The sequence below is a fragment of the Streptomyces sp. SID5464 genome, assembly GCF_009862985.1.
Lineage (GTDB): Bacteria > Actinomycetota > Actinomycetes > Streptomycetales > Streptomycetaceae > Streptomyces > Streptomyces chartreusis_D.
In genome coordinates, this window is record NZ_WWIQ01000079.1 from 68,843 (window position 1) to 89,294 (window position 20,452).

The window sequence follows — 20,452 nt, forward strand, 5'->3', positions numbered from 1 at the left end:
GATGCTATGCCGCAGCCTCCGCCTTGTCCGTCGCCTCCGCCTTGTCCTTGCGTCCCCGCAGCCACACGTACACCGGGATCCCGGCGAACAGGAACAGCACGCCCTGGTACACGGCGGCGTATCCGGCGCCCGCGATCAGCCAGAACGAGAAGCCGAAGGAGAGGACGGCGACGGACAGGTCGCGGACCAGGCCCGCCGGGCGGACGCGGTCGCGGGTGCCGCGGGCCAGCCAGTACAGCTGGGCCGCCGCGGACAGCAGGTACGGCACGCAGCCGGTGAACGTGGTGATCAGGACGAGGACGCGGAACGTGGTGTCCGGGCCCGCCGTGTAGTTGAGGGCGATGAGGAGCGTGCCGAGCACCGCGCAGGCCCAGACGCCGAAGCCCGGCACGCCGCCCTTGCCGACCCGGGCGAAGGGCGCGGGGAAGAGACCGTCACGCGCGGCGGCGTACGGCATCTGCGCGGCCATGAGGATCCAGCCGTTGAGGCAGCCGGTGATCGAGACGACGGCGACCAGGGCGACGGCCGTGCCGCCCCAGGAGCTGCCGGTGAGGGCGTTCACCGCGTCGGCGAACGGGGCGCCCGAGTCGACGAGCCGACTGTGCGGGACGAGACCGAAGACGGCGACGGTGCCGAGGATGTAGACCAGGGCCGAGGCCAGCGTGCCGAGGACGCTCGCCCGGGCGACGGTGCGCTCGGGGTCGCGGACCTCGCCCGCGCTGACCGCGGCCGACTCGACGCCGAGGAAGCTGTACAGCAGCAGCGCGGCGGAGGCGGCCAGCGCGCCGGAGACGCTCTGGCCGGAGGCGTTGAACGGGCCGAAGTTGTCCGTGTCGACGAAGAACAGGCCGATGGTGGCCAGCAGGAGCAGCGGTACGAACTTCAGGACCGTGGAGACGACCTGCACCGTGCCGACCCAGCGGGTGCCCGCGAAGTTGGCGGCGGCGGGCAGCCAGAGAGCGGCCATGGCGACGACGGCCTGGAGGACGTGGTTGCCGTGCAGAGGTATCAGGACGTCGACGTAGCCGACGACCGCGACGGCCAGGGCGGCGATGCTGACCCAGCACATCGTCCAGTACGACCAGGCCGACAGGAACCCGGCGAACTCGCCGAACGCGTCCCGCGGGTAGACGTACAGCCCGCCCGTGACCGGGCTGCGGCGCGCCAGACTGCCGAAGAGCAGGGCGAGGGCGACCGCGCCGACCGAGAGCACCACGAAGGCGAGCAGGCTGACCGTGCCGTAGGGGGCGACGGTGGCGGGCAGGGCGAAGATGCCGCCGCCGATGATGTTGCCCATGACGAGGGCCGTGGCGGCGGCGAGGCCGAAGGTGCGGCGGGGAGGGGGCGCCGGGGCCGGCTCGACGGGTTCGGCGGCCTCGGCGGGGCTGGGGACGGTCATGGGCGTTCCTGACGAGCGGAGAGGGGGAGGGCCGTGATCGTAACCCGCCATCCCACATGCTGGGCGACCTGTTCATGTACTGGACACAATCGGCTGGGGTCCGCGCCCGGATCTGGACTACGGTCGTCCGTATGACCAGCACCCTCACCCTCGCCGAAGCCCTCGCCGCCGGGACGGTCGTCCTCGACGGCGGCATGTCCAACCAGCTCGAGTCGGCCGGGCACGACCTGAGCGACGAGCTGTGGTCGGCGCGGCTGCTCGCGCAGCGGCCGGAGGCGATCACCGAGGCACATCTCGCCTACTTCCGGGCGGGCGCGGACGTGGCGATCACGGCCAGCTACCAGGCCACCTTCGAGGGCTTCGCCAAGCGCGGGATCGACCACGACCGGGCGGCCGAACTCATGGCGCTCAGCGTCGAGTTGGCACGGGAGGCGGCCCGGCTCGCCCGCGTCCCCCGCCCGCTGTGGGTGGCGGCCTCGGCCGGCCCGTACGGGGCGATGCTCGCGGACGGCTCCGAGTACCGGGGGCGCTACGGCCTCACGGTCGACGAACTGGAGCGCTTCCACCGCCCCCGCCTGGAGGTGCTGGCCGCAGCCCGCCCCGACGTGCTCGCGCTGGAGACGGTCCCCGACGCCGACGAGGCCGCCGCCCTGCTGCGGGCGGTGCGCGGGCTCGGGGTGCCGGCCTGGCTGACGTACTCCGTCGCCGGTGGCCGCACGCGCGCCGGGCAGCCGCTGGAGGAGGCCTTCGCCCTGGCCGCCGACGCGGACGAGGTGATCGCGGTCGGCGTGAACTGCTGCGCGCCCGAGGACGTGGACACCGCCGCCGCGACCGCGGCCCGGGTCACCGGCAAGCCCGTCGTCGTCTACCCCAACAGCGGCGAGACCTGGAACGCCGACGCCCGCGCCTGGACCGGCCGTTCCACCTTCACCGCCGGTCAGGTGAAGGGCTGGCAGCAGTCCGGCGCCCGCCTGATCGGCGGCTGCTGCCGGGTGGGCCCGGAGGCGATCTCGGGCATCGCGGGAACGCTGGGGGCGGCATAAGGAGCGACGTGCCGCCGCCGGGGCACCAGTCCGCGCACAACCCTCCTCCCGTCCCCGCCCCGCTGCTAGCCTCCGTCCAGGGAACCGGTTGCCATGGCGTTGCCGCAGTTCCCGAGGGGTGGGTGCGGACCGGCGCCCGGGAGAGACGAGGCAGTCATGACGAGGAAGAGCGGGGACGCGAGCCGCAGCACCATCCGGGACGTGGCGGCCCGCGCGGGGGTCTCGGCGTCGACGGTGTCACGAGTGCTCGGCGGTGTGTACCCGGTGAGCGCGGCGACGCGCGGACGCGTCATGCGGGCGGTCCGTGAGCTGGACTACGTCGCGGACGCGCGGGCGAAGGCGATCGCGGGCGTCGCCACGCCCACGCTGGCGTTCGTACTGGAGGACATCACCGGCCCGTCGTTCGCGCACATGGCGCACGGCGTGGAACGCGAGGCGACCCGTCTCGGCCACCTCTGCCTGGTGTGCAGCACGGAGGGCGACGTCCGGCACGAGCTGGAGTTCGTCGAGATGATGCGCGCCCAGCGCGCCGCCGCCGTGATCCTGGTCGGCGGCACCGCCGACACGCCCGAGTACCGCGAACGCACCCACCGCATGGCCGACTCCCTCGCCTCGGCCGGTTCCCGCCTGGTCCTCTGCGGCCGACCACCGCTGGACCCCGGTGCCCCGGTGACGGTCATCGAGTACGACAACGAGGGCGGGGCCTACACCCTGGTCGCCCACGTCCTCGCCCAGGGCCACCGCAGGGTGCTGTTCCTCGGCGGCCGGGCGGACCACACCACGGCGCTGGGCCGCGAACGCGGTTATCTCGCGGCCCACCGGGCCCGGGGCCTGACCCCCGACCCGTCCCTCCTCCTGCACGGCGACTTCACCCGCGACGCGGGCCACCGCCTCATGCAGCAGGCCCTCAAGGACGGCCTCGACTTCACGGCCGTCGTGGCCGCCACCGACATGGTCGCGGCGGGCGCCCTCACCGCCCTGCACGAGGCGGGCCTGACCGTCCCCGGCGACGTCTCCCTCGCGGGCTACGACGACATCTCCTTCGCCCGCGACCTGCACCCGGCCCTCACGACGGTCCACGTCCCCTACGAGGAACTCGGCCGCCTCGCCGTCCGCACAGCCCTCGAACACACACCGGGCGCCCCGGACGAACACCTGCTGCTGGGCACCCACGTGGTGGTGCGGGACTCGGTGGGTCCGCCGCCGTCAGTGCCGGCGGAGCGCGCCGGTGCGGCGCAGTCGCCGTACGGCTGAGCGCAGTTCCGCACTGCGGCTGGGCGAACCGTCGGCAGGGGCCGATGCCGGTGTGGATTCCTCGGGCGGGACGGCGGCGTCGGTCGCGTCGGTCGCCCAGAGGGCGAGTTCGCGGTCCCGGGGGCCGTACGCCGTGTAGGCCAGGCCGTTCTCGGCGTCCGGTGCGCGGTCTCCGAAGATCCGCACCGGGTGCGCCTCGTCCCAGCGCTCCCAGCCCGGGTCGCCGTCCGTGGCGAAGCGCACCCAGGCGGCGTGCATCTCGTCGGCCAGTTCCTGCGGGGCGCCCTCTCCGGCCAGTTTGCGGGCCTCCGGGACCTCCCCGGTGTCGAAGACGAAGCCGAGCTCCAGCGCGTGGCAGGAGCCGAGGTCGGGGAGGTTCGAGGGCCAGGCGAACTCGTAGACGTACGACGGTTCCCTACGGGCGTCGGCCAGGCGGTGCAGGGGCATGCGGAGGAGGTGGTCGGTGACCAGCTGGCCCACGATCTCCGCCGGGCCCGCCTCGGGGTGCAGGGCGCGGTAGCCGCGCGGGACCTCGCTGCCGCAGTGGCAGCGGGCCATGGCCCCCGCGAGGGCGACTGCTCCGAGGCGGTCGACGCGGTCCAGCAGGCCGCCCGGCACCAGCCACAGCCGGTACTCGTCGCGGGTCCAGCCCAGCAGCAGTTCGACGCCCGGGGCGGCGCCGCCCTCGGTGAGGGCCTCCAGGGGGTCGCGCGGGACGGTGTCGCCGTCGATGACGATGCCGAAGGCGGGGCCGCCGACCACCGGGCTGCTGAGCCTGCCCACCTCGGCCTGGGTGTGCAGCAGGAGGTCGCGGTCGACGGCGGCGAAGGCCTCGGCGGTGGCGGGGATCTTCAGCCGGGAGGCCATGCGGCGCACCATCCGCCGTACCTTGGCCCGCTCGGACGCCTCCGGCGGCCCGCTCTGGAGGACCGCCCGCCGCACCAGCCCCTGCGTCTGCGGGGCGGCGATGAGGGCGCCGATGCTGATCGCCCCGGCGGACTGACCGAAGAGAGTGATGCGGCCCGGGTCGCCACCGAAGGCCTCGATGGCCTCGTGCACCCAGGTCAGGGCGGCGATCTGGTCGCGCAGGCCGGGGTTCGGGGGCGTGTCCGGGAACAGTCCGTAGCCTTCGACTCCCAGTCGGTAGTTGACCGAGACGCACACCACGCCGTCGCGGGCGAAGGCATGGCCGTCGTAGACGGGGACGGCGGACGAACCCCTGGTGAGGGCGCCGCCGTGCAGCCAGAGAAGGACGGGGAGCCGGGCCCCGGGGTCCGGCTCCGGGGTCCAGATGTTGAGGTTGAGGCAGTCGTCGCCCGGCACGACCGGGTCGGACAGGTAGTGCGCGAAGGCCTCGGAGTACGGGGGCTTCGGCGGGGTGGGGCCGAAGGCACCGGCGTCGTGTACGCCGTCCCAGGGCGGGAGGGGCACGGGCGGGCGGAAGCGGCGGGGACCGAAGGGGGGCGCGGCGTACGGGATGCCGCGGAAGACCGCGACTCCCCGCTCGTACCGGCCGCGTACGGCCCCGTACGGGCTCCTGACCACGGGATCCGTCCGGCCTGCCGTCATACGCCCACCAGCCCTTCGCCGCGCTCGTGCACCGGGAACACCAGAGCACCACATCGCCCATCGGTATTCCGGTGCACGAGCCGGCTTGACCGCTATTTGGCGGACTCTTGGGCAGCGGACACGCTATTTGGCGTACATCAGGGTGCCGAAGCCGAGCTGGTCGAAGCCGCCGCTGGTGGTGCCGTAGTCGCCTCCTCCGCCCTCGGGGGCGACGGAGAAGCACATCTGGGCGATGTACTTGTCGTCGAGGAGCAGGCGCCGCCCGTAGTGGTAGTGGAGCATCGCCCACACCGGGCGGACCTGGCCGCGGGACCCGGAGCCGATCACGGTCTGTGACTGCTGGGAGCAGTTCTGGCCGCTGCCCCACGTGTAGGTCGTGTAGGGCACGTTCATGTTCAGGTTGTACTTGGCGACGTACTGGGCGGCCTTCATGAAGCGGCGGCCGTCGTAGGAGTAGAGGTCGTCGCCCTGGTTCCACGCCATCTCGCAGAGGGCGCCCATCTGCCCCATGCCCATGACGGTGTGGCCCTGGTCGCGGCCGGACTCCTGCCACTGGCCGAGGTCGTAGCCCTCGACGCCCGAGTACAGGAACGGCACCGCCCGCTGGATCTGGCCGTTGCCGCCGCCGCTCTTGAAGTAGGTGACGGCCTGGTCGTACTTGGCGCCGTCGTCGCACAGGATCCCGATGGCCATGATCGAGGCCATGTTGCACAGGTCCCAGTTGGCCCAGTAGTTGGTGATGCAGGCGTCGTTGTGCTCGCGGAGGAACCGGTCGTTCAGCGGGTAGAAGACGTTGAGCATCATCGTCTTGAACCGGCCCAGGTCGAACCCGGCGTAGCCGCGCATGAGCTCGGCGACGTTCGCGAACTGCCAGCCGTAGAGGCCGGCGGCCAGGTACCGGTCGGCGTTTCCGGTGATGCTGGTGAGCGTGGCCGACCAGGCGTTGAGGATGCGCACCGCGCAGTCGGCGTTCGCGGCGGTGCCTCCCACGTGCCAGCGCAGCGCGTTCTGGTAGGCGGCGTGGATGTCGTTGTAGAGCTGGGGGTAGTTCTCGCCGGTGCCGCCGCGGATGATCGTGGCGGTGGGGCGGGGCGTCCAGGTGGACACCGAGTGGGAGTTGGCGGTCAGCCTGCGCCAGCCGGAGGCCCACGGGTCGTCGCCCGCGGCGACCCTGACCTTGGCGCGGTTGATGTCGCCGGCGTTGTGCAGCATGCCGGGGTGGGTGAAGGTCGCCGGGGCCGCGTCCGCCGTGGTGGCGGTGGCGGTGGCGCCGAGGGCGAGGGCCGCGGTGAGGCCGCCGGCGGTCTTGAGCAGACCGCGGCGGCTCACCCGGCCGCCCTCGTGGTGCGCGTGGGGGGACGTGCGGCTCATGTGGGGGTCTCCCATCCGTGGCGGGATTACATGGAGGTGATGCTCACCTCGTCGAACTCGGTGGTGCTGCGGGCCAGGGGGTCGCGGGAGCAGACCACGAGGCCCACGTAGTAGGGGGCGTCACCGAAGCCGGGGATGTCTCCTTCGGCGAGGGGGGTCCAGGTGGCGCCGTCGTCGGACGAGACGGATGCGGTGAAGTGCGTCCCGGTGCGCTTCAGCCGCAGCAGGCAGGGGGCGGTGACCGCCGCGTTGCCCGTGAACGTGGACTTGCCGGCGACGGTCGGGCGCAGCATCAGCTGGGCGCTCGTGCCGCCGGTGACGATCGTCCCGGCCGCCTGGTCGAACGGCGACAGGGACTTGGCCATGAGCAGGCCGACCCGGTCGCCGGTGGCACCGGCGCGGGAGACCAGACGGGTGGTGACCTGGCAGTCACCGGTGACGGGCCGTCGTACGAACTGGCCGGTCATGCCCTGGTTGTTGACGGTGAGGTCGGTTCCGGCGCCCCGCACCACGAAGGTCCCGTCCTCGTGGGCGGTGCTGCCGGGGGTCCGGACGGCGACCACGCCGAGGGTGCCGTAGGCGCGGTCGTCGAGGACGACGTCGCCGAGGTCGCCGTAGGTCCAGGGCGCGGGCGGCGGGGTGCCGACCGTGAGGGTGAGGGTGCCGGCGGCGTCTCCGGCGGCGTTGCCCGCGGTGATGGTGACCTTGAACTCGCCCGTCCGGGTGGGCGTTCCGGAGATCAGGCCGGTGCGCTTGTCGACGCGCAGGCCGTCGGGCAGCCCGTCCGCGGCGAACCGTATCGGTTCGTGGGAGGCGCGCAGGAGGTGCTTGAAGGGCACGCCCTTGTTGGCGAAGGTGGTGGTGGCGGAGGTGAGTCGCGGCTTGGAAGGCGTCGGCATCGTCGACGTGGCGGACTCCGACAGGGGGCCGCGTCCGGCGCAGTTGGTCTTGGCGACGGCGTAGTGGTACGTCGTGCCGGGGGTGCCGGTGGCGTCGGCGTACCGGAGGCGGGTGCCGAAGCCGACCGCGCCGATGCCGGTGGCGATCGTCTCGTAGGGGCCGTCGGCCGCGGTGGCGCGCAGCACCCTGTAGCGGGCCGAGAGGTCCGGGTCGGTCCAGGCCAGCTCGACCGCGTCGGCGCCCGCGGTGGCCCGCAGGTCGCCGGCGGGCAGGGCGGGGCGGGGCACGGACCAGACCTCGCCGGCGGTCCGGGAGACGACGCTGACGTTGTCGAAGGCGCCGGTGCCGGTCTCGGCGTAGTCCTCGTCGACGCCGAGGCAGGAGGTGAGGCTGAGACCGACGTAGGCGGTGTTTCCCAACTCGACATCGCTGGAGCCGACTTCGGTCCAGCGGATGCCGTCCGGGGAGATGGCGCCGGTGCAGCGGTCGCCGCGGCGGGTCACACGGACCCAGTACGGCATGCGCAGCCGGTAGCCGTCGCCCGCGCCCTCGACGTACGGGGCCGTCAGCGGGGTCGCCGACTCGGGCAGGGCGCCGAGGGAGGAGATCGGGAAGGCGGCGCTCGTCGTGATCGACTGCTGCTGGGAGGGCGGCACGGGTGTGCTGCCGGTGCCCTTGACGGCGGCTCCCGCCTTCGGCCGTACGGACCACACGCCGCTCCAGGTGTGCAGGGGCAGGCCCTGGATCAGCATGGCGGCGTGGGCGGCGTCCGCGTCCAGGCCGGCCCGTACGGTCACGCCGATCCTGGAGTACTGGGAGCTGAGCGGATACACGATCCGCGCGGTGATCGTGCCGTCGCCGCGCAGCGGCAGGTACGCCAGGCGGTGGGTGTCGGCGGTGCCGGACGCCTCCAGCACGAACCGCTCGCCGTCGAACACGGCCGAGCCGGGGATCCTCACGTCCCCGACGTCCCGCGTCGCCCAGGGGTCGGGCAGCCCGGGGACCGCCGCCGCCCAGGCGGAACGGGTACTGGTGCCCTGGGAGTTGGTGGCCGTGACCGTGTAGTAGGAGGGCCTGCCCGGGCGGGCGTCACGGTCGGTGTACTCCGGCTTGTCGAGGCCCGTCGCGATCGTCTCGTACGGACCGTCGGCGCCGGTGGCCCGCAGGACCGTGTACGACTCGGCCCACGCCGACGGCAGCCAGGCCACGGTGACGGACTTGTCGCCGCCCACCGCCGTGACACCGGCCGGAGCCGTGGGCTCGGCTGCGGCGGGGGGCTTCGTGCCGGCGAAGGTGAGGGTGCCCCAGCTCGGCAGGTCGTCGTTGCTGCCCTCGACGACCCGGGCGCCGCCCGTGCCGCGGAAGACGGCCGCCTTGGTGTAGGGGGTGTCGAGGCCCCGGACGCCCGCGTAGTGCGCGTAGGCCATCTCGTAGATCGGGGGCAGGTTTCCGCGCCCGACGGCGGAGACGGACGTCTTGATGTACTTGCCGGTGCGGTCCAGGTCGGGGACGAACGGTACGTCCCCGCCGAGGTTGTAGCGGGCGGCGTACTCGACGTTCTTCAGCAGCCGGTTGTCGTCGAAGGCGTACAGGTCGACGCCCTGGTTCCAGGCGACCTGCGCGGCGTCCGCGAGCAGGCCGACGGCGAGCTGTTCGTGGCCCTGGTCGCGGCCGGACTCCTGGCCCTGTCCCGCCTCGGTGACGATGCGGTGCGGGACGCTGCCGTTGCCCGCGCCGGTGGCGGCGAAGCGCAGTGCGTCCTCGAAGAGGGTGGGCTCCTCGCAGAACACTCCGATGGCCAGGACGGACTGAATGGACGTCAGGTCCCAGTTGCCGTTGGCGTAGAGCATGTAGCCGGAGACGGCCGGGTACCACACGTGCAGGAAGGACTCCTCGCAGCGCGCGACGTCCTCCTTGGCCCAGCCGTCGTAGCCGCTGTGCCGCAGCAGTTCGGCGGCGTTGACGAACTTGAAGGCCTGGAGCCCGGCGCCGAGCGGGCCGTCGGCCCCGGTGACGGCCGTCAGGGACGCCGACCAGGCGTTGAGGATGTCGCGGGACTTGTCGGCGTACGCCCTCTCCCCCGTGACGCACCACATCAGCGCGGTCTGGTAGGCGGCCGCCGAGTCGGCGACGGCCTGGTTCTGGAAGTTGGTGGGGCCGCGGCCCCAGGAGGTGATCTGGCCGGTGTTCTGGACGGCATACGTCGCCTTCGAGCGCGCGTGGGCGGCGAGGGCGAGGTAGCCGTCGTAGACCGGGGATTCCTTCGCGGCGACCGCGGCCTTCATCCGGGCCAGGTCGTCGGCGCTGTGCAGCAGTCCGGGGTGCGTGAAGGCGCGGAGCCGGGTCTTGTCGTCCTGGGCCCACGCCGCTGCGCCGGCGGCGGACAGCAGTCCGCCGCCGGCCGCGACCACGAGCCCTGCCGCACCGAGGAAGGACCGTCGGCTGAAAGGATGCACGGGTGACTCCATGGTTCTGAAAAGGGCCGCGTCACGCGTGCTGGACGCTGAGCGTGAGGGTCTGCGTCGCGGTGCCCACGCTGTTGGTGGCCGAGACGGTGACCGTGAAGGTGCCGACGTTGTCCTCGGCGGTACCGGAGATCAGACCGGTGGCGGTGTCGATGTCCAGGCCCTTCGGCAGCCCGTCGGCGTTGAACGACGTCGGCAGCTCGCCGGCCGTGATCAGGTAGTTGAAGACCTGGTTCTTGGTGGCCGTGGCCTTGTCGGCGCTGGTGATCGCGGGCTTGTCGGTGGACGTGGCCTCGGTGGAGTTCAGGAACCGGGGGTTGATCACGTGCTCGTTGGCGTACGCCGGCATCATGTCGGTGAACTTGTACCAGCCCGGCTTCTTCATCCCGTTGCCGATGAACTTGCCGTTGATGACGAGGTTCTGGAACGTCACGTTCTTGATGGCGTGGTCCGCGTCGTAGCCGACCATGACGGACGGGTTGGCGTGCGTCCCGGTGTAGGTCATGTTCCGGATGTACACGCCGTCGATGCCCCGCCCGACGGAGGTGTTGTACGACTTGTTGAACATGACCCGCATGTTGATCAGCTGGCCCCAGCGGAAGTCCTCCACCCGGATGTCCTGGGCGCGGACGTTGCGCAGCAGGTTGCTGTCGCCGGGGTTGAGCGCGATGCAGCCTTGGTAGTCCATCTGCGGTTCGCGGTGGTCCAGGACGTCGATGTTGCTGAAGACGAGGTTCTCGATGGTCTCCGGCTTGTCGGTGTTGCCGTGCGTGCCGACGTTGATCGGGTGCGCCACGTCCGCCCAGAGGGTGGAGTTGCGGACGGTGATGTTGCGGCAGTCGCCGTAGTACTCCCAGCGGTGGGCGTAGATCGCGATGCAGTCGTCGGAGTTGCGCATCCAGACGCCGTCGATGAGGACGTCCTCGCTGGAGAAGACGTCGATGCCGTCACCCCACTGGCCGTGGCTGTAGGAGTGCAGGTTGCGGACGGTGACCTGCTTCGACTGGCCGACGGTGACCGAGTAGCCGCTGCTCGGGTTGAGCACCATGATGCCGTCGATCTCGATGTTCTTCGAGTACTCGACCAGGATGCCGTTCGCCGTGTTGTACAGCACGCCGCGGCCGATGATCCGGGCGTTCTCCACCTCGTGGAACTCCACCCGGGAGGTCAGCACCGCGCCGCCGGCCAGGTAGAGCGTCTTGCCGCTGGGCACCTTCACCACGTTGTCGGTGGTCTTGTGCAGGCCGGGGCCGAAGTAGATGACGTCGGGGTCGTCGGGGCCGGGCGCGTTCGACTCGATCGGGTTGGCGTGCAGTTGCAGGTTGTTGAAGAGGTCGCCGTCGATCTCGATGGAGAGGTTGCGCGGCTCGGTGAGGGTGAAGGTCACCGTGGCGCCGTCCACCGTGAACGGGATGTCGTAGGACAGCGGGCGGATCCGCGCGGTGCCGATGGTGCCCTTGGAGGAGGTGACGGCGACCTCGACGGTGCCCTTGAAGTCGAACGTGGCGACGGAGGAGTTGAAGACCGGGCCGCTGCCGGTGTTCGCGTCGATCTGCTTCGCTCTGGCGCGGTAGACGGGCACCGTCCGCCATTCCCCGCCCGGCGTACGGGCCTTGACGGAGTAGCTCGAGTTGGTGGGGACCCCGCTCGGGATGGGGTAGACCACCAGCTTGTTCGTCGATGCGGGTCCGTCCGCCGCTCGTGCGGCGCCGGTTGCCGCTCCGATCAGTGAGTAGGCGGCGACGGTGGCACCCGCGGCCTGGAGAACGGTGCGCCGGGACAGGCCGGTGCTCAGGGCGTCGTTCATGGAGAAGGTCCTTCAGTATGAGAGAGGTGAGAGATACAGCAGGTCACTTGAGGCCGGTGGTGGACATCCCCGCGACGAAACCGCGCTGGGCGACGAGGAAGACCAGCAGGATCGGCACGACGTACATCACGGAGGCCGCGGCCTGGAGGTTGGTGACGGGCGTTCCGGCCGACGTCACGTAGGTCGTCATGACGGCGACGGCCAGCGTCGACTTGTCGGTGGACAGCAGCAACTGCGGGGCGATGTAGTCGCCCCAGGACCAGGTGAAGGCGATCACGAAGCTCGCGGACAGCACCGGCCAGGACTGCGGGAGGAAGATCCGCCAGAAGATCGTGCCGTAGCCGCAGCCGTCGACGATCGCGGCCTCCTCCAGCTCACGGGGCAGCCCGGCGAAGAACTGCCGGAAGAGGAAGACCAGATAGGGGGCGGCCGCCAGTCCCCAGAACACCCACGGCCAGTACGTGTCGACCATGCCGAGCTTGGCGAAGATCAGGTAGGTCGGCAGCAGGGTGATCATCTGCGGCAGCATCATCGAACCGATGAGGATGCCGAACAGCGTCTTCTTGCCGGGCGCGTCCAGGCGGGCGAAGCCGAAGCCGACCCAGGCCGAGCTGAGCGTGACGAGCGTGGCGTAGATCAGGGCGATGATCAGGGAGTTGCGGGCGTAGCCGAGGAAGTCGATCAGATGGAAGGCGTCGGCGAAGTTGTGCCACTGGACGTGGGTGGGCAGCCAGTGCACGGGGGAGGCGGCCAGTTCCGCGGGGTTCTTCAGGCCGGAGAGGACGAGCCAGCCGAAGGGGCCGATGAACAGCCCGGTGAGGGCGACGAGGACCGTGTAGAGGACGAGGCGGTTGACGCGCACCCGCACCCTGGGCGCGGAGTTCGGGGGCAGGCTGGTGGCGGTCACTTCTTCGCCTCCGGGTCGACGTTGTAGAACACCACGCCGGACGTGAACTTGAAGATGAGTCCGGTCACGATGAGGATCAGAACGAAGAGCAGCCACAGCAGTGCGGAGGCGTAGCCGTAGCGGCCGAGCGCGAAGTACTGCGAGAAGACGTGCATCATGTACAGGTAGTTGGACTGCGGCAGGGCGGTGACGCCGGCCGTGGTGCCGTCCGGTGACAGCAGCAGCGGCATGATGGTCTGCACGGAGGCGATCACGCCGGTGACCGTCTGGAAGAGCAGCACCGGCGACAGCAGCGGCACGGTGATGCTGCGGAAGGTCCGCCAGGCACTCGCCCCGTCGATCCGGGCGGCCTCGTGGAGTTCCCGGGGCACGTCCTGGAGGCCCGCCAGCGAGATGATCATGATGTTTCCGGCGGCCCACAGCACACTCATCAGCAGCACGTAGCGGGCGTAGGGGTCGGCGAGCCAGCCCAGCGCGTCGAAGCCGAACAGGGTGATGACGCCGTTGGCGGCACCGGAGTTCTGGTCGAAGAGCGCCTTGAAGGTGAGGCCTACACCGACCGGCGGCACCACGGCCGGCAGGTAGAGCAAGGTGCGGAACAGCCCGCGCGCCTTGATCGGCCGGTTGACCAGGACGGCGAGCCCGAGCCCGGCAATGATCGACAGGGGCACCGACGTGATCGCGAACAGGCCGGTGCGCCCCAGGGAGTTCCAGGTCTGCGGGTCGGAGAACAGCTCGGAGTAGTTGCCGACGCCGACGTAGCGCCAGTGCGGCGAGATGCCGTCGTACGTGGTGAAGCTCAGCCACAGCGCGTACGCCATCGGCACGATCGTCAGCAGCAGGAAACCGAGGATCCAGGGCGAGGTGAACAGGTAGAAAGCGCGATGCCTGCGGGCGGTCATGGACAGCCGGGGCCGGCGGGCCGGCGTGGTGCGGCCGGCACTCGTGGCCGGGCCGGTCCGCCCCGTGACCGATATCTGGTCGACCGTCATCCCACCTGCTCCTTACCGCGCTTGAGCTGCTCGTTCATGGCCGAGTTCAGGCGGCCCGCCAGGGCGTCGACGGACATCCGGCCGTTCATCGCGGCCGGAGCCTCCTGGTTGAAGAGGGCGTAGAGCGAGTCCGCCGTGGCGTAGGGGGTGTAGGCGATCACCGAGAAGTGCTTCAGCTCGGCGTTCTGCACCTTCAGCGCCCGCTTCTGGTAGTCCTCCTGGGCGGGCATCAGCGGGCGCAGGGACTTCAGGGTGGGGATGCCCCACCCGCTGGAGGCGCGGGCCTTGGCGGGTCCCTCGCCGAAGAACCACTCGAAGACCCGCCAGGCGGCGTCCTTGTTCTTCGCCTTCTTCGGCATCCACAGTCCGGTGCCGGCCTGGCAGGGGCTGATCCGCTGACCGCCTTCGAACTTGGGAGCCGGGGCGAGGCGGGCGAGTGGCGCCAGCTTCTTGTCCGCGTTGATCAGGCCGCCGAGCCAGTAGCCGGAGTTGGACATGGCCATGCGGTTCGCCTGGAACGTGGGCCCGTCCCAGGCGTTGGGGTCCGGCTGGATGATGCTGGGGCCGACCCGGGTCCGGCCGTACTCGATGTACCAGTTCAGCGCCTTGCGGGCCTCGGGGGTGGTGAAGTCGACCCGGGAGAAGTCGTCGCTGAACAGGCTCCCTCCCGCCGCCACCGTCAGGCTCGCCAGGAGGTTGGGGGTGGACACGCCGTTGTAGCTGCCGCCGAAGACGGTTGTCTGGCCGCTCTTGCGCCGGGTGAGCCGTTTGGCGTTCTCCAGCCACTCCTCGAAGGTGACCGGCTCGGTCTCGGGCGGGTAGTCGACGCCCGCCTCGTCGAAGAGGGCGGTGTTGTACCAGAACATGGAGTCCTGGGAGAAGTCCTTCGCCATGCCGTAGCGGGGGCCCTTGCCCTGGGTACGGCCGTCGAAGCGCCACAGGTCGTTGACCGGGTCCAGGTCGTCGACCCTGAGGACGCCGCTCCTGGCGAAGTAGGGGTCCAGGTCCTCCATCACGTCCCGCGCCGCGAAGTAGGGCGCGTCGGTGGCGCCGACACCGCGGACCAGGTCGGGTGGGGCGCCGTTGGTCATCATGCCGATGAGCTTGGTGATGTCGTAGCGCACCGTGACGATCTTGACGCCGATGTCCTTCTGGGCCTGTCTGACCAGCTCCGGGGAGATGTCGTCGGGCTTGACCATCAGCGTGACCGTTTCGCCGCCGCCGCTGACACCGCCGGAGACCTGCATCGCACAGCCGTTCAGCGCCACCGCGCCGGTCGCGGCGCCGGCCGCGGACAGGGCGAGGAAACGGCGGCGGCTCAGGGAAGCACCAGCATGTGGGTGCATGAACGCACCACCTCCTTGCTTGTCCGGCCCGCTCGGCAACCGGTTGTTGTGCGTGGGGCAGAGCTTCTTGCGGTCGGGATGGCGCGTCAAGAGCCTTGACGAATTTTCGAAAAGACTGTGTAACCTCGGCTTCATCAGCCAGAGTGCCGATGAGCCCTGTTTTCGGGCGTTGTGATCGAGCCGTCCACGGACGACCGGACCGCCCTGACCAGGGACGTCCGAGAACTCCCATTGGCAGCAACTCGGGAACCGGTTGCCGTCGCGCTTGTCCGGGTGCTCACGTGCCGACAGCGGTGCGGTCCGGCTCCGTCACCGCTCGCTGAAACATCGGTAATCGATTTCCAGAACCTGCCCATGCCGAGCTGCGCCGAAGGGTCGGCGACTTCGACCTCACACACGCACCGGGCGCCCCGGCCCTGTCGATTGACCGACGCTTCCCGTCGGTCCTACGGTAGAAGACGCTTTCTGAAACTGTTTCTATCCTCTGCTCCAGGAGAGTCATGCCCAGCCCTCAACTGCCGCGGGCCGTGTTCGCGATGGACCCGGTACACCTCCCGCTGCTCTTTCCTCCGCCGCTGATGGAGCGGCTGAGGCGCACGGCCGACATCGACCCCGGGTTGGTCGTGCGGGACTTCACCGATCCGGCCGCGGCCGCCGCCCTGGCCTGTGCCGAGGTGCTGATCACCGGCTGGGGCTGCCCGCACCTGGACGCCGGCGCCCTCGCGGCGGCCCCGAAGCTGGACGCCGTCCTGCACGCGGCCGGCTCCGTGCGCTCCCTGGTAGGCGACGTCCTGTGGGAGCGCGGCGTGAAGGTGTCCAGCGCGGTGACGGGCAACGCCCTGCCCGTCGCGGAGTACACGCTCGCGATGATCCTGCTCGTGGGCAAGGACGCCTTCGACCACCGCGAGCGCTTCCGCCGCACGCACACCTACCCGGGTCCCGCGCAGACCGCGGCGACCGGCAACCTCGGCCGCCGGGTGGGTGTCATCGGCGCGTCCCGGGTGGGCCGCCGGCTGCTGGAGCTGCTGCGGCCGTTCGACCTCACCGTCCTGCTGCACGACCCGTACGTGAGTGCGGCCGAGGCAGCCGCCCTCGGTGCCGAGTCGCTGTCGCTGGAGGAGCTGCTCAGACACAGCGACATCGTGAGTCTGCACGCCCCCGACATCCCCGAGACCCACCACATGCTCGACCGCGACCGGCTCGCCCTGGTGCGCGACGGCGGCGTGCTCATCAACACGGCCCGCGGCGCGCTGGTCGACCATGACGCGCTCGCCGACGAGCTGGTCTCCGGCCGGCTCAGCGCGGTCCTCGACGTGACGGACCCGGAGCCGCTGCCGGCCGGTTCCCCGCTGTACGACCTGCCCAACGTGTTCCTCACCCCGCACATCGCCGGCTCACTGGGCAACGAACTGGAGCGGCTCGGCCGCATCGTCGTCGAGGAACTGGAACGCCTGGTGGCCGGCCTGCCGCCGGCCCACGAGGTGCGGCACGCGGATCTCGCGCGGGTGGCGTGACGGCTGGGTGGGGCGGCGGCGGGGGCCGCCTGCGCGGCGGGGCGGGGCGTCGGGATTGCCGGGGGGCGTCAGGGCGGGGTGTCGGTACCGCCGGGGACGCGTCAGGGCGGGGGGCCGGGACCGCGGGGGACGCGTCAGGGCGGGGGTGCCGGGACCGCCGAGGGCGCGTCAGGGCGGGGGGCCGGGACCGCCGAGGGCACGTCAAGGCCAGGGCGTTGGGACTGTCGGGGGCGCGGCAGGCTGGGCGTGCGGACCGCCGACGCGGCAGCGCGTCCTGGTTTGCGCCACGGCGGCGAGCCCGACCTGGGGCACGGCAGCGCGGTCGGCTTACGGCGCGTGCGAACTGCGGCGCGGCAGGGCGGCGGGGGCCGACCGCGTCACGGTGATCGGCCTGGCCCAGGGTCCGGCAGCGCGTCCAGCGGGCGAGAGTGCGACGAGCCGGGACCAGAGCAAGGCGACCGGCCGGCCCCGAGGCCGGGCAGCCCACCCGCACCTGGGCTCCGCAGCGCGTCCAGCCTGCGGCACAGCGACGAACCCGAACCAGGACACAGCGACCGGCCGGACCCAAGGCCAGGCAACCCACCCGCACCTGGGCCCCGCAGCGCGTCCAGCCTGCGGCACAGCGACGAACCCGAACCAGGACACAGCGACCGGCCGGACCCAAGGCCAGGCAGCCCACCCCGGACGGGTTGCCCAGCAGGCCGTCCACCCTGCGTCACTGCAGCGCGCCCGGCCCTCAGCAAGGCGACCTCCTGCTCCCCCCGGCAGACAGCCCACCCAGCCCACGGCACGGCACCCACCCAGCCCACGGCACGGCACCCCACCCAGCCCGCGGCACGGCACCCCACCCGGCGAGGGGCACGGCGCGCATCCAGCCGTCGGCACGGCACCCCAGCCCGGACCGGTTGCACGGCAGCCCGTACAGCTCGAAGCACGTCGGCAGGGTCCTCCAGCCCCGCCGTCCACAAGGCCTCCAGCCCTGGAGTAACGATGGGATACGGTTTCCGCACGGGTGGGGGCACAGCCCCGGCGCCGGATCGAGCCACGACGGTGAAGGAGCCGCAAGGGTGAGTCAGCGCAAGGCGACGAGCGACGCCGGACGGGCGACCATTCGCGACGTCGCGGAGCGGGCCGGCGTCTCCGTGGCCAGCGTCTCACGGGTGCTGTCCGGCAACTACCCGGTGTCGGAGGAGCTGCGCCGCAGGGTGATGAAGGTGGTCCGCGACCTGGACTACGTCACCAACGCCCATGCTCGTTCGCTCGCCGGCGGCGGCACACCGACGGTGGCGATCCTCATCAACAACATCACCGGCGCCGCCTTCGCACATGTCGCGAAGGGCGTCGAGGGCGCCGCCACGCTGCGCGGCTGGCTCTCCCTGGTCGGCACGACGGGCGACGACCCGGAGCGGGAGCTGGCCCTGGTGAACCTGATGCGCCAGCAGGGCGTGGCGGCCGTGATCCTGCTCGGCGGCGCGTACGACTACGACGAGTACCAGCTGCGCATGGCCCGCTTCGCCCGCTCCCTGGACGCGGCGGGCTCGCACCTCGTCCTGGTGGGCCGGCCCCCGCTGGAGGGCGACGTCCCGGCGACCACCGTCGACTACGACAACGAGGGCGGCGCCTACGCCATGGCCAGCCACCTGCTGTCGGCCGGTCACCGGCGCGTCCTGGTCCTGCCGGGGCATGCCGAACTGACCACGGCGCAGGGCCGGTTGAGGGGAGCACAACGGGCCTTCGAGGCGTACGGCGTGCCGTTCGACGCGGGCATGGTCCGGCACGGCCCGTACGACTACGAGCACGGCTACGAGGCCGTCGAGGCGGCCCTGCACGACACGCCGGACTTCACCGCCGTGCTCGCGGGGACGGACGTGGTCGCGGCGGGCGCCATGCAGGCGCTGCGCGCGGCCGGTCTGCGGGTGCCCGAGGACGTCTCGATCGTCGGCTACGACGACATCCCGCTCGCGTCCCAGCTCACTCCCCAACTGACGACCGTGCACGTGCCGTACGAGGAGATGGGCCGCGTCGCGCTGCGCGCGGTGGCCGACCGGCGCGAGGGCGGCGCGGGGCGCCGCAAGAGCGCCGACGGCGATCATCTGGTGCTGGGTACGCATGTCGTGGTCCGCAACTCGGTGCAGCCCCGGGGGCAGCACGGATAACGACCAGAGGTCGTTACGTAACCGTTTTCCAGGGACTTTGCGGCCCGTTCGACGTTTCGGCGGCGCACCCGCCGAGGCCCTGGACCGGCGTGTCCGAGACCGCCTTGACCTGCGTGTATGCGAGGCCACGCGCGAGCGTCCGCCGCCTGTCCGGAGATGACCGGGCGGACGATCCGCCGTAACAAATTTCCGCGCGCCTCTTGCTAAGAGCCGAGCCAGCCGCCTACCGTCCCAGCAACCGCTTACTACAGCTTCTGCTTCTGCTTCCGCTTGGCCGAACCCCCCGCAACCGCGAGCCGACGGTTTCCGGCCGCCGTTCCTGGCCAGCACAACCGAGCCGCTGCCGTCCTCTCGTTCTGAGAACGCCTATTCCGAAGGATCACGGTCAGATGAACTTCACCAGCCCCCGGAGAAGGTTCGCCTCCGCCGCTGTCGCGGGCATCGCGCTGACAGGTCTGCTCTCCGCCTGCGGCGGATCCGGCTCGGGCGACGACGCCGCGTCGAAGTCCGGCCCGGTCACCCTCCCCTTCTGGGGCTGGGCCAACGGCCAGGAGGCGGTCGTCAAGGCGTTCAACGCGTCGCACAAGGACATCCAGCTGAAGTACACCAAGGTCACCGACCAGCTGACCATGCAGAAGCAGCTGACCAACGCGGTGAAGGCCGGCAACGCCCCCTGCCTGGTGCAGAACACCGCCGAGTACGTGACCAGCTGGGTCTCGCAGGGCGCGCTCGCCGACATCACGGGTTACGTCGAGGGCGAGAAGGACAAGTTCAACACCGGCGCCTGGGCGAGCGCGCAGGTGCAGGGCAAGCTCTACGGCGTGCCCACCAGCTCGGCGCCCCAGTTCACGATCTACCGCACGGACATCTTCCAGAAGTACGGCCTGAAGCCCCCGGCGACCTGGGACGACTTCATCGCCGCGGGCAAGGAGCTGAAGAAGCACGGCATCAAGATCACCAACTACGCCGGTGAGGACCCGAGCACCCTGGAGGTGCTCGCCATGCAGGCCGGTGCGCACTGGTACTCGATCGACGGCGACGCCTGGAAGGTGGACTTCCAGGACGAGGGCACCCTCAAGGCCGCGAAGGTGATCCAGGAGATCATCGACAACGACCTGAACGCCAAGCTGTCCTTCGCCGACTACGCGGCCGTGCAGCGCAGCTACGACACCGGCGCCACCGCGACCCGGCAGATCTCCACCTGGCAGATGGCCGGCATGGTGCAGAACTTCACCAAGTCCTTCGGTGACTGGGCCCTGGCCCCGTGGCCGACGTACAAGGGCGAGGCGCCCAAGACGCCCGCGGGTACCAACCTGACCGGCGGCGTGACCCTGGTGACCAAGCAGTGCAAGAACCAGGAGCAGGCGGCGCATGCCGCGCTGTGGATGTCGACGAACCAGGACGCCGTCAAGACGATGGCGAGCCCGGAGACGGGCAACGGCGTGATGCCGGCGCTGGCCGACAGCAAGGCCTACGTCGGTGAGTCGATCTCGCAGAAGCTGCTCGGCAGGAACTACGAGCCGGCGCAGAAGGTCGTGACGGACAGCCTGGGCACCGTCACCACCGACTGGACCTTCGGGCCCAACTGGACCGCGATGTTCACCGAGCTCCAGGCGGGCTGGGCCAAGGTCGTCAACAAGGAGCAGACGGTCACCGACCTGCTCGCGCACATGCAGCAGTGGACGGTCAAGGACCTGAAGTCCCGCGGTATCAGCGTCAAGGGCTGAGG

13 protein-coding genes are annotated in these 20,452 nt (G+C 71.0%); 5 read left to right on the top strand and 8 right to left on the bottom strand.

Going from position 1 to position 20,452, the window contains the following annotated elements; genetic code table 11:
- Nucleotides 1–4 precede the first annotated feature (4 nt).
- Nucleotides 5–1,399 (bottom strand): amino acid permease, encoded by a 1,395-nt coding sequence (locus tag GTY47_RS39810; RefSeq protein ID WP_010042505.1) that lies wholly within the window; start codon nt 1,397–1,399, stop codon nt 5–7.
- Between the two features lie 131 nt (nt 1,400–1,530).
- Between GTY47_RS39810 and mmuM the strand changes: the two genes are divergently transcribed.
- A complete protein-coding gene (gene mmuM / locus GTY47_RS39815; protein ID WP_010042507.1) occupies nt 1,531–2,442 on the top strand; it encodes a homocysteine S-methyltransferase in 912 nt (303 codons plus the stop codon).
- Between the two features lie 156 nt (nt 2,443–2,598).
- Entirely contained in the window at nt 2,599–3,696 is a 1,098-nt protein-coding gene (locus GTY47_RS39820) for a LacI family DNA-binding transcriptional regulator (RefSeq protein ID WP_010042509.1), read from the top strand.
- On the opposite strand, the gene GTY47_RS39825 is transcribed toward GTY47_RS39820, so the two are convergent.
- From GTY47_RS39825 to GTY47_RS39855, 7 genes are all read right to left on the bottom strand, one after another.
- Nucleotides 3,649–5,265, bottom strand: coding sequence for a carboxylesterase family protein (locus tag GTY47_RS39825; protein WP_010042510.1), 1,617 nt, complete (start codon nt 5,263–5,265; stop codon nt 3,649–3,651). The genes GTY47_RS39820 and GTY47_RS39825 overlap by 48 nt on opposite strands.
- 123 nt (nt 5,266–5,388) lie before the next feature.
- Nucleotides 5,389–6,636 (bottom strand): alginate lyase family protein, encoded by a 1,248-nt coding sequence (locus GTY47_RS39830; RefSeq protein ID WP_010042512.1) that lies wholly within the window; start codon nt 6,634–6,636, stop codon nt 5,389–5,391.
- Nucleotides 6,637–6,662: 26 nt separating this feature from the next.
- The gene (locus tag GTY47_RS39835) at nt 6,663–10,004 is read right to left on the bottom strand and encodes an alginate lyase family protein (protein ID WP_040903484.1); all 3,342 of its coding nucleotides are present in this window, start codon (nt 10,002–10,004) and stop codon (nt 6,663–6,665) included.
- Nucleotides 10,005–10,023: 19 nt separating this feature from the next.
- Nucleotides 10,024–11,808 carry an Ig domain-containing protein gene (locus tag GTY47_RS39840; RefSeq protein ID WP_010042525.1) on the bottom strand — a complete coding sequence of 595 codons (1,785 nt, stop codon included), beginning with the start codon at nt 11,806–11,808 and terminating at the stop codon, nt 10,024–10,026.
- Nucleotides 11,809–11,851: 43 nt separating this feature from the next.
- On the bottom strand, nt 11,852–12,715 hold the full coding sequence (locus GTY47_RS39845; protein WP_010042526.1) for a carbohydrate ABC transporter permease: 864 nt from the start codon (nt 12,713–12,715) through the stop codon (nt 11,852–11,854).
- Nucleotides 12,712–13,707 (bottom strand): sugar ABC transporter permease, encoded by a 996-nt coding sequence (locus GTY47_RS39850; protein WP_010042527.1) that lies wholly within the window; start codon nt 13,705–13,707, stop codon nt 12,712–12,714. The genes GTY47_RS39845 and GTY47_RS39850 overlap by 4 nt, the downstream gene beginning before the upstream one ends.
- Nucleotides 13,704–15,053, bottom strand: a complete 1,350-nt coding sequence (locus tag GTY47_RS39855) for an extracellular solute-binding protein (protein ID WP_010042528.1) — start codon at nt 15,051–15,053, stop codon at nt 13,704–13,706. Before GTY47_RS39855 ends, GTY47_RS39850 begins: the two co-directional genes overlap by 4 nt.
- 500 nt (nt 15,054–15,553) lie before the next feature.
- Between GTY47_RS39855 and GTY47_RS39860 the strand changes: the two genes are divergently transcribed.
- From GTY47_RS39860 to GTY47_RS39870, 3 genes are all read left to right on the top strand, one after another.
- Nucleotides 15,554–16,567, top strand: coding sequence for a hydroxyacid dehydrogenase (locus GTY47_RS39860; RefSeq protein ID WP_010042531.1), 1,014 nt, complete (start codon nt 15,554–15,556; stop codon nt 16,565–16,567).
- Nucleotides 16,568–17,634: 1,067 nt separating this feature from the next.
- Nucleotides 17,635–18,723 carry a LacI family DNA-binding transcriptional regulator gene (locus tag GTY47_RS39865; protein WP_010042533.1) on the top strand — a complete coding sequence of 363 codons (1,089 nt, stop codon included), beginning with the start codon at nt 17,635–17,637 and terminating at the stop codon, nt 18,721–18,723.
- Nucleotides 18,724–19,112: 389 nt separating this feature from the next.
- On the top strand, nt 19,113–20,450 hold the full coding sequence (locus GTY47_RS39870) for an extracellular solute-binding protein (protein ID WP_010042535.1): 1,338 nt from the start codon (nt 19,113–19,115) through the stop codon (nt 20,448–20,450).
- Nucleotides 20,451–20,452: the final 2 nt, after the last annotated feature.

Excerpts from the sequence above, each read along its gene's own strand:
- GTY47_RS39810 (WP_010042505.1), bottom strand. The coding sequence starts at position 1,399 with ATGACCGTCCCCAGCCCCGCCGAGGCCGCCGAACCCGTCGAGCCGGCC.
- mmuM (WP_010042507.1), top strand. The coding sequence starts at position 1,531 with ATGACCAGCACCCTCACCCTCGCCGAAGCCCTCGCCGCCGGGACGGTC.
- GTY47_RS39820 (WP_010042509.1), top strand. The coding sequence starts at position 2,599 with ATGACGAGGAAGAGCGGGGACGCGAGCCGCAGCACCATCCGGGACGTG.
- GTY47_RS39825 (WP_010042510.1), bottom strand. The coding sequence starts at position 5,265 with ATGACGGCAGGCCGGACGGATCCCGTGGTCAGGAGCCCGTACGGGGCC.
- GTY47_RS39830 (WP_010042512.1), bottom strand. The coding sequence starts at position 6,636 with ATGAGCCGCACGTCCCCCCACGCGCACCACGAGGGCGGCCGGGTGAGC.
- GTY47_RS39835 (WP_040903484.1), bottom strand. The coding sequence starts at position 10,004 with ATGGAGTCACCCGTGCATCCTTTCAGCCGACGGTCCTTCCTCGGTGCG.
- GTY47_RS39840 (WP_010042525.1), bottom strand. The coding sequence starts at position 11,808 with ATGAACGACGCCCTGAGCACCGGCCTGTCCCGGCGCACCGTTCTCCAG.
- GTY47_RS39850 (WP_010042527.1), bottom strand. The coding sequence starts at position 13,707 with ATGACGGTCGACCAGATATCGGTCACGGGGCGGACCGGCCCGGCCACG.
- GTY47_RS39855 (WP_010042528.1), bottom strand. The coding sequence starts at position 15,053 with ATGCACCCACATGCTGGTGCTTCCCTGAGCCGCCGCCGTTTCCTCGCC.
- GTY47_RS39860 (WP_010042531.1), top strand. The coding sequence starts at position 15,554 with ATGCCCAGCCCTCAACTGCCGCGGGCCGTGTTCGCGATGGACCCGGTA.
- GTY47_RS39870 (WP_010042535.1), top strand. The coding sequence starts at position 19,113 with ATGAACTTCACCAGCCCCCGGAGAAGGTTCGCCTCCGCCGCTGTCGCG.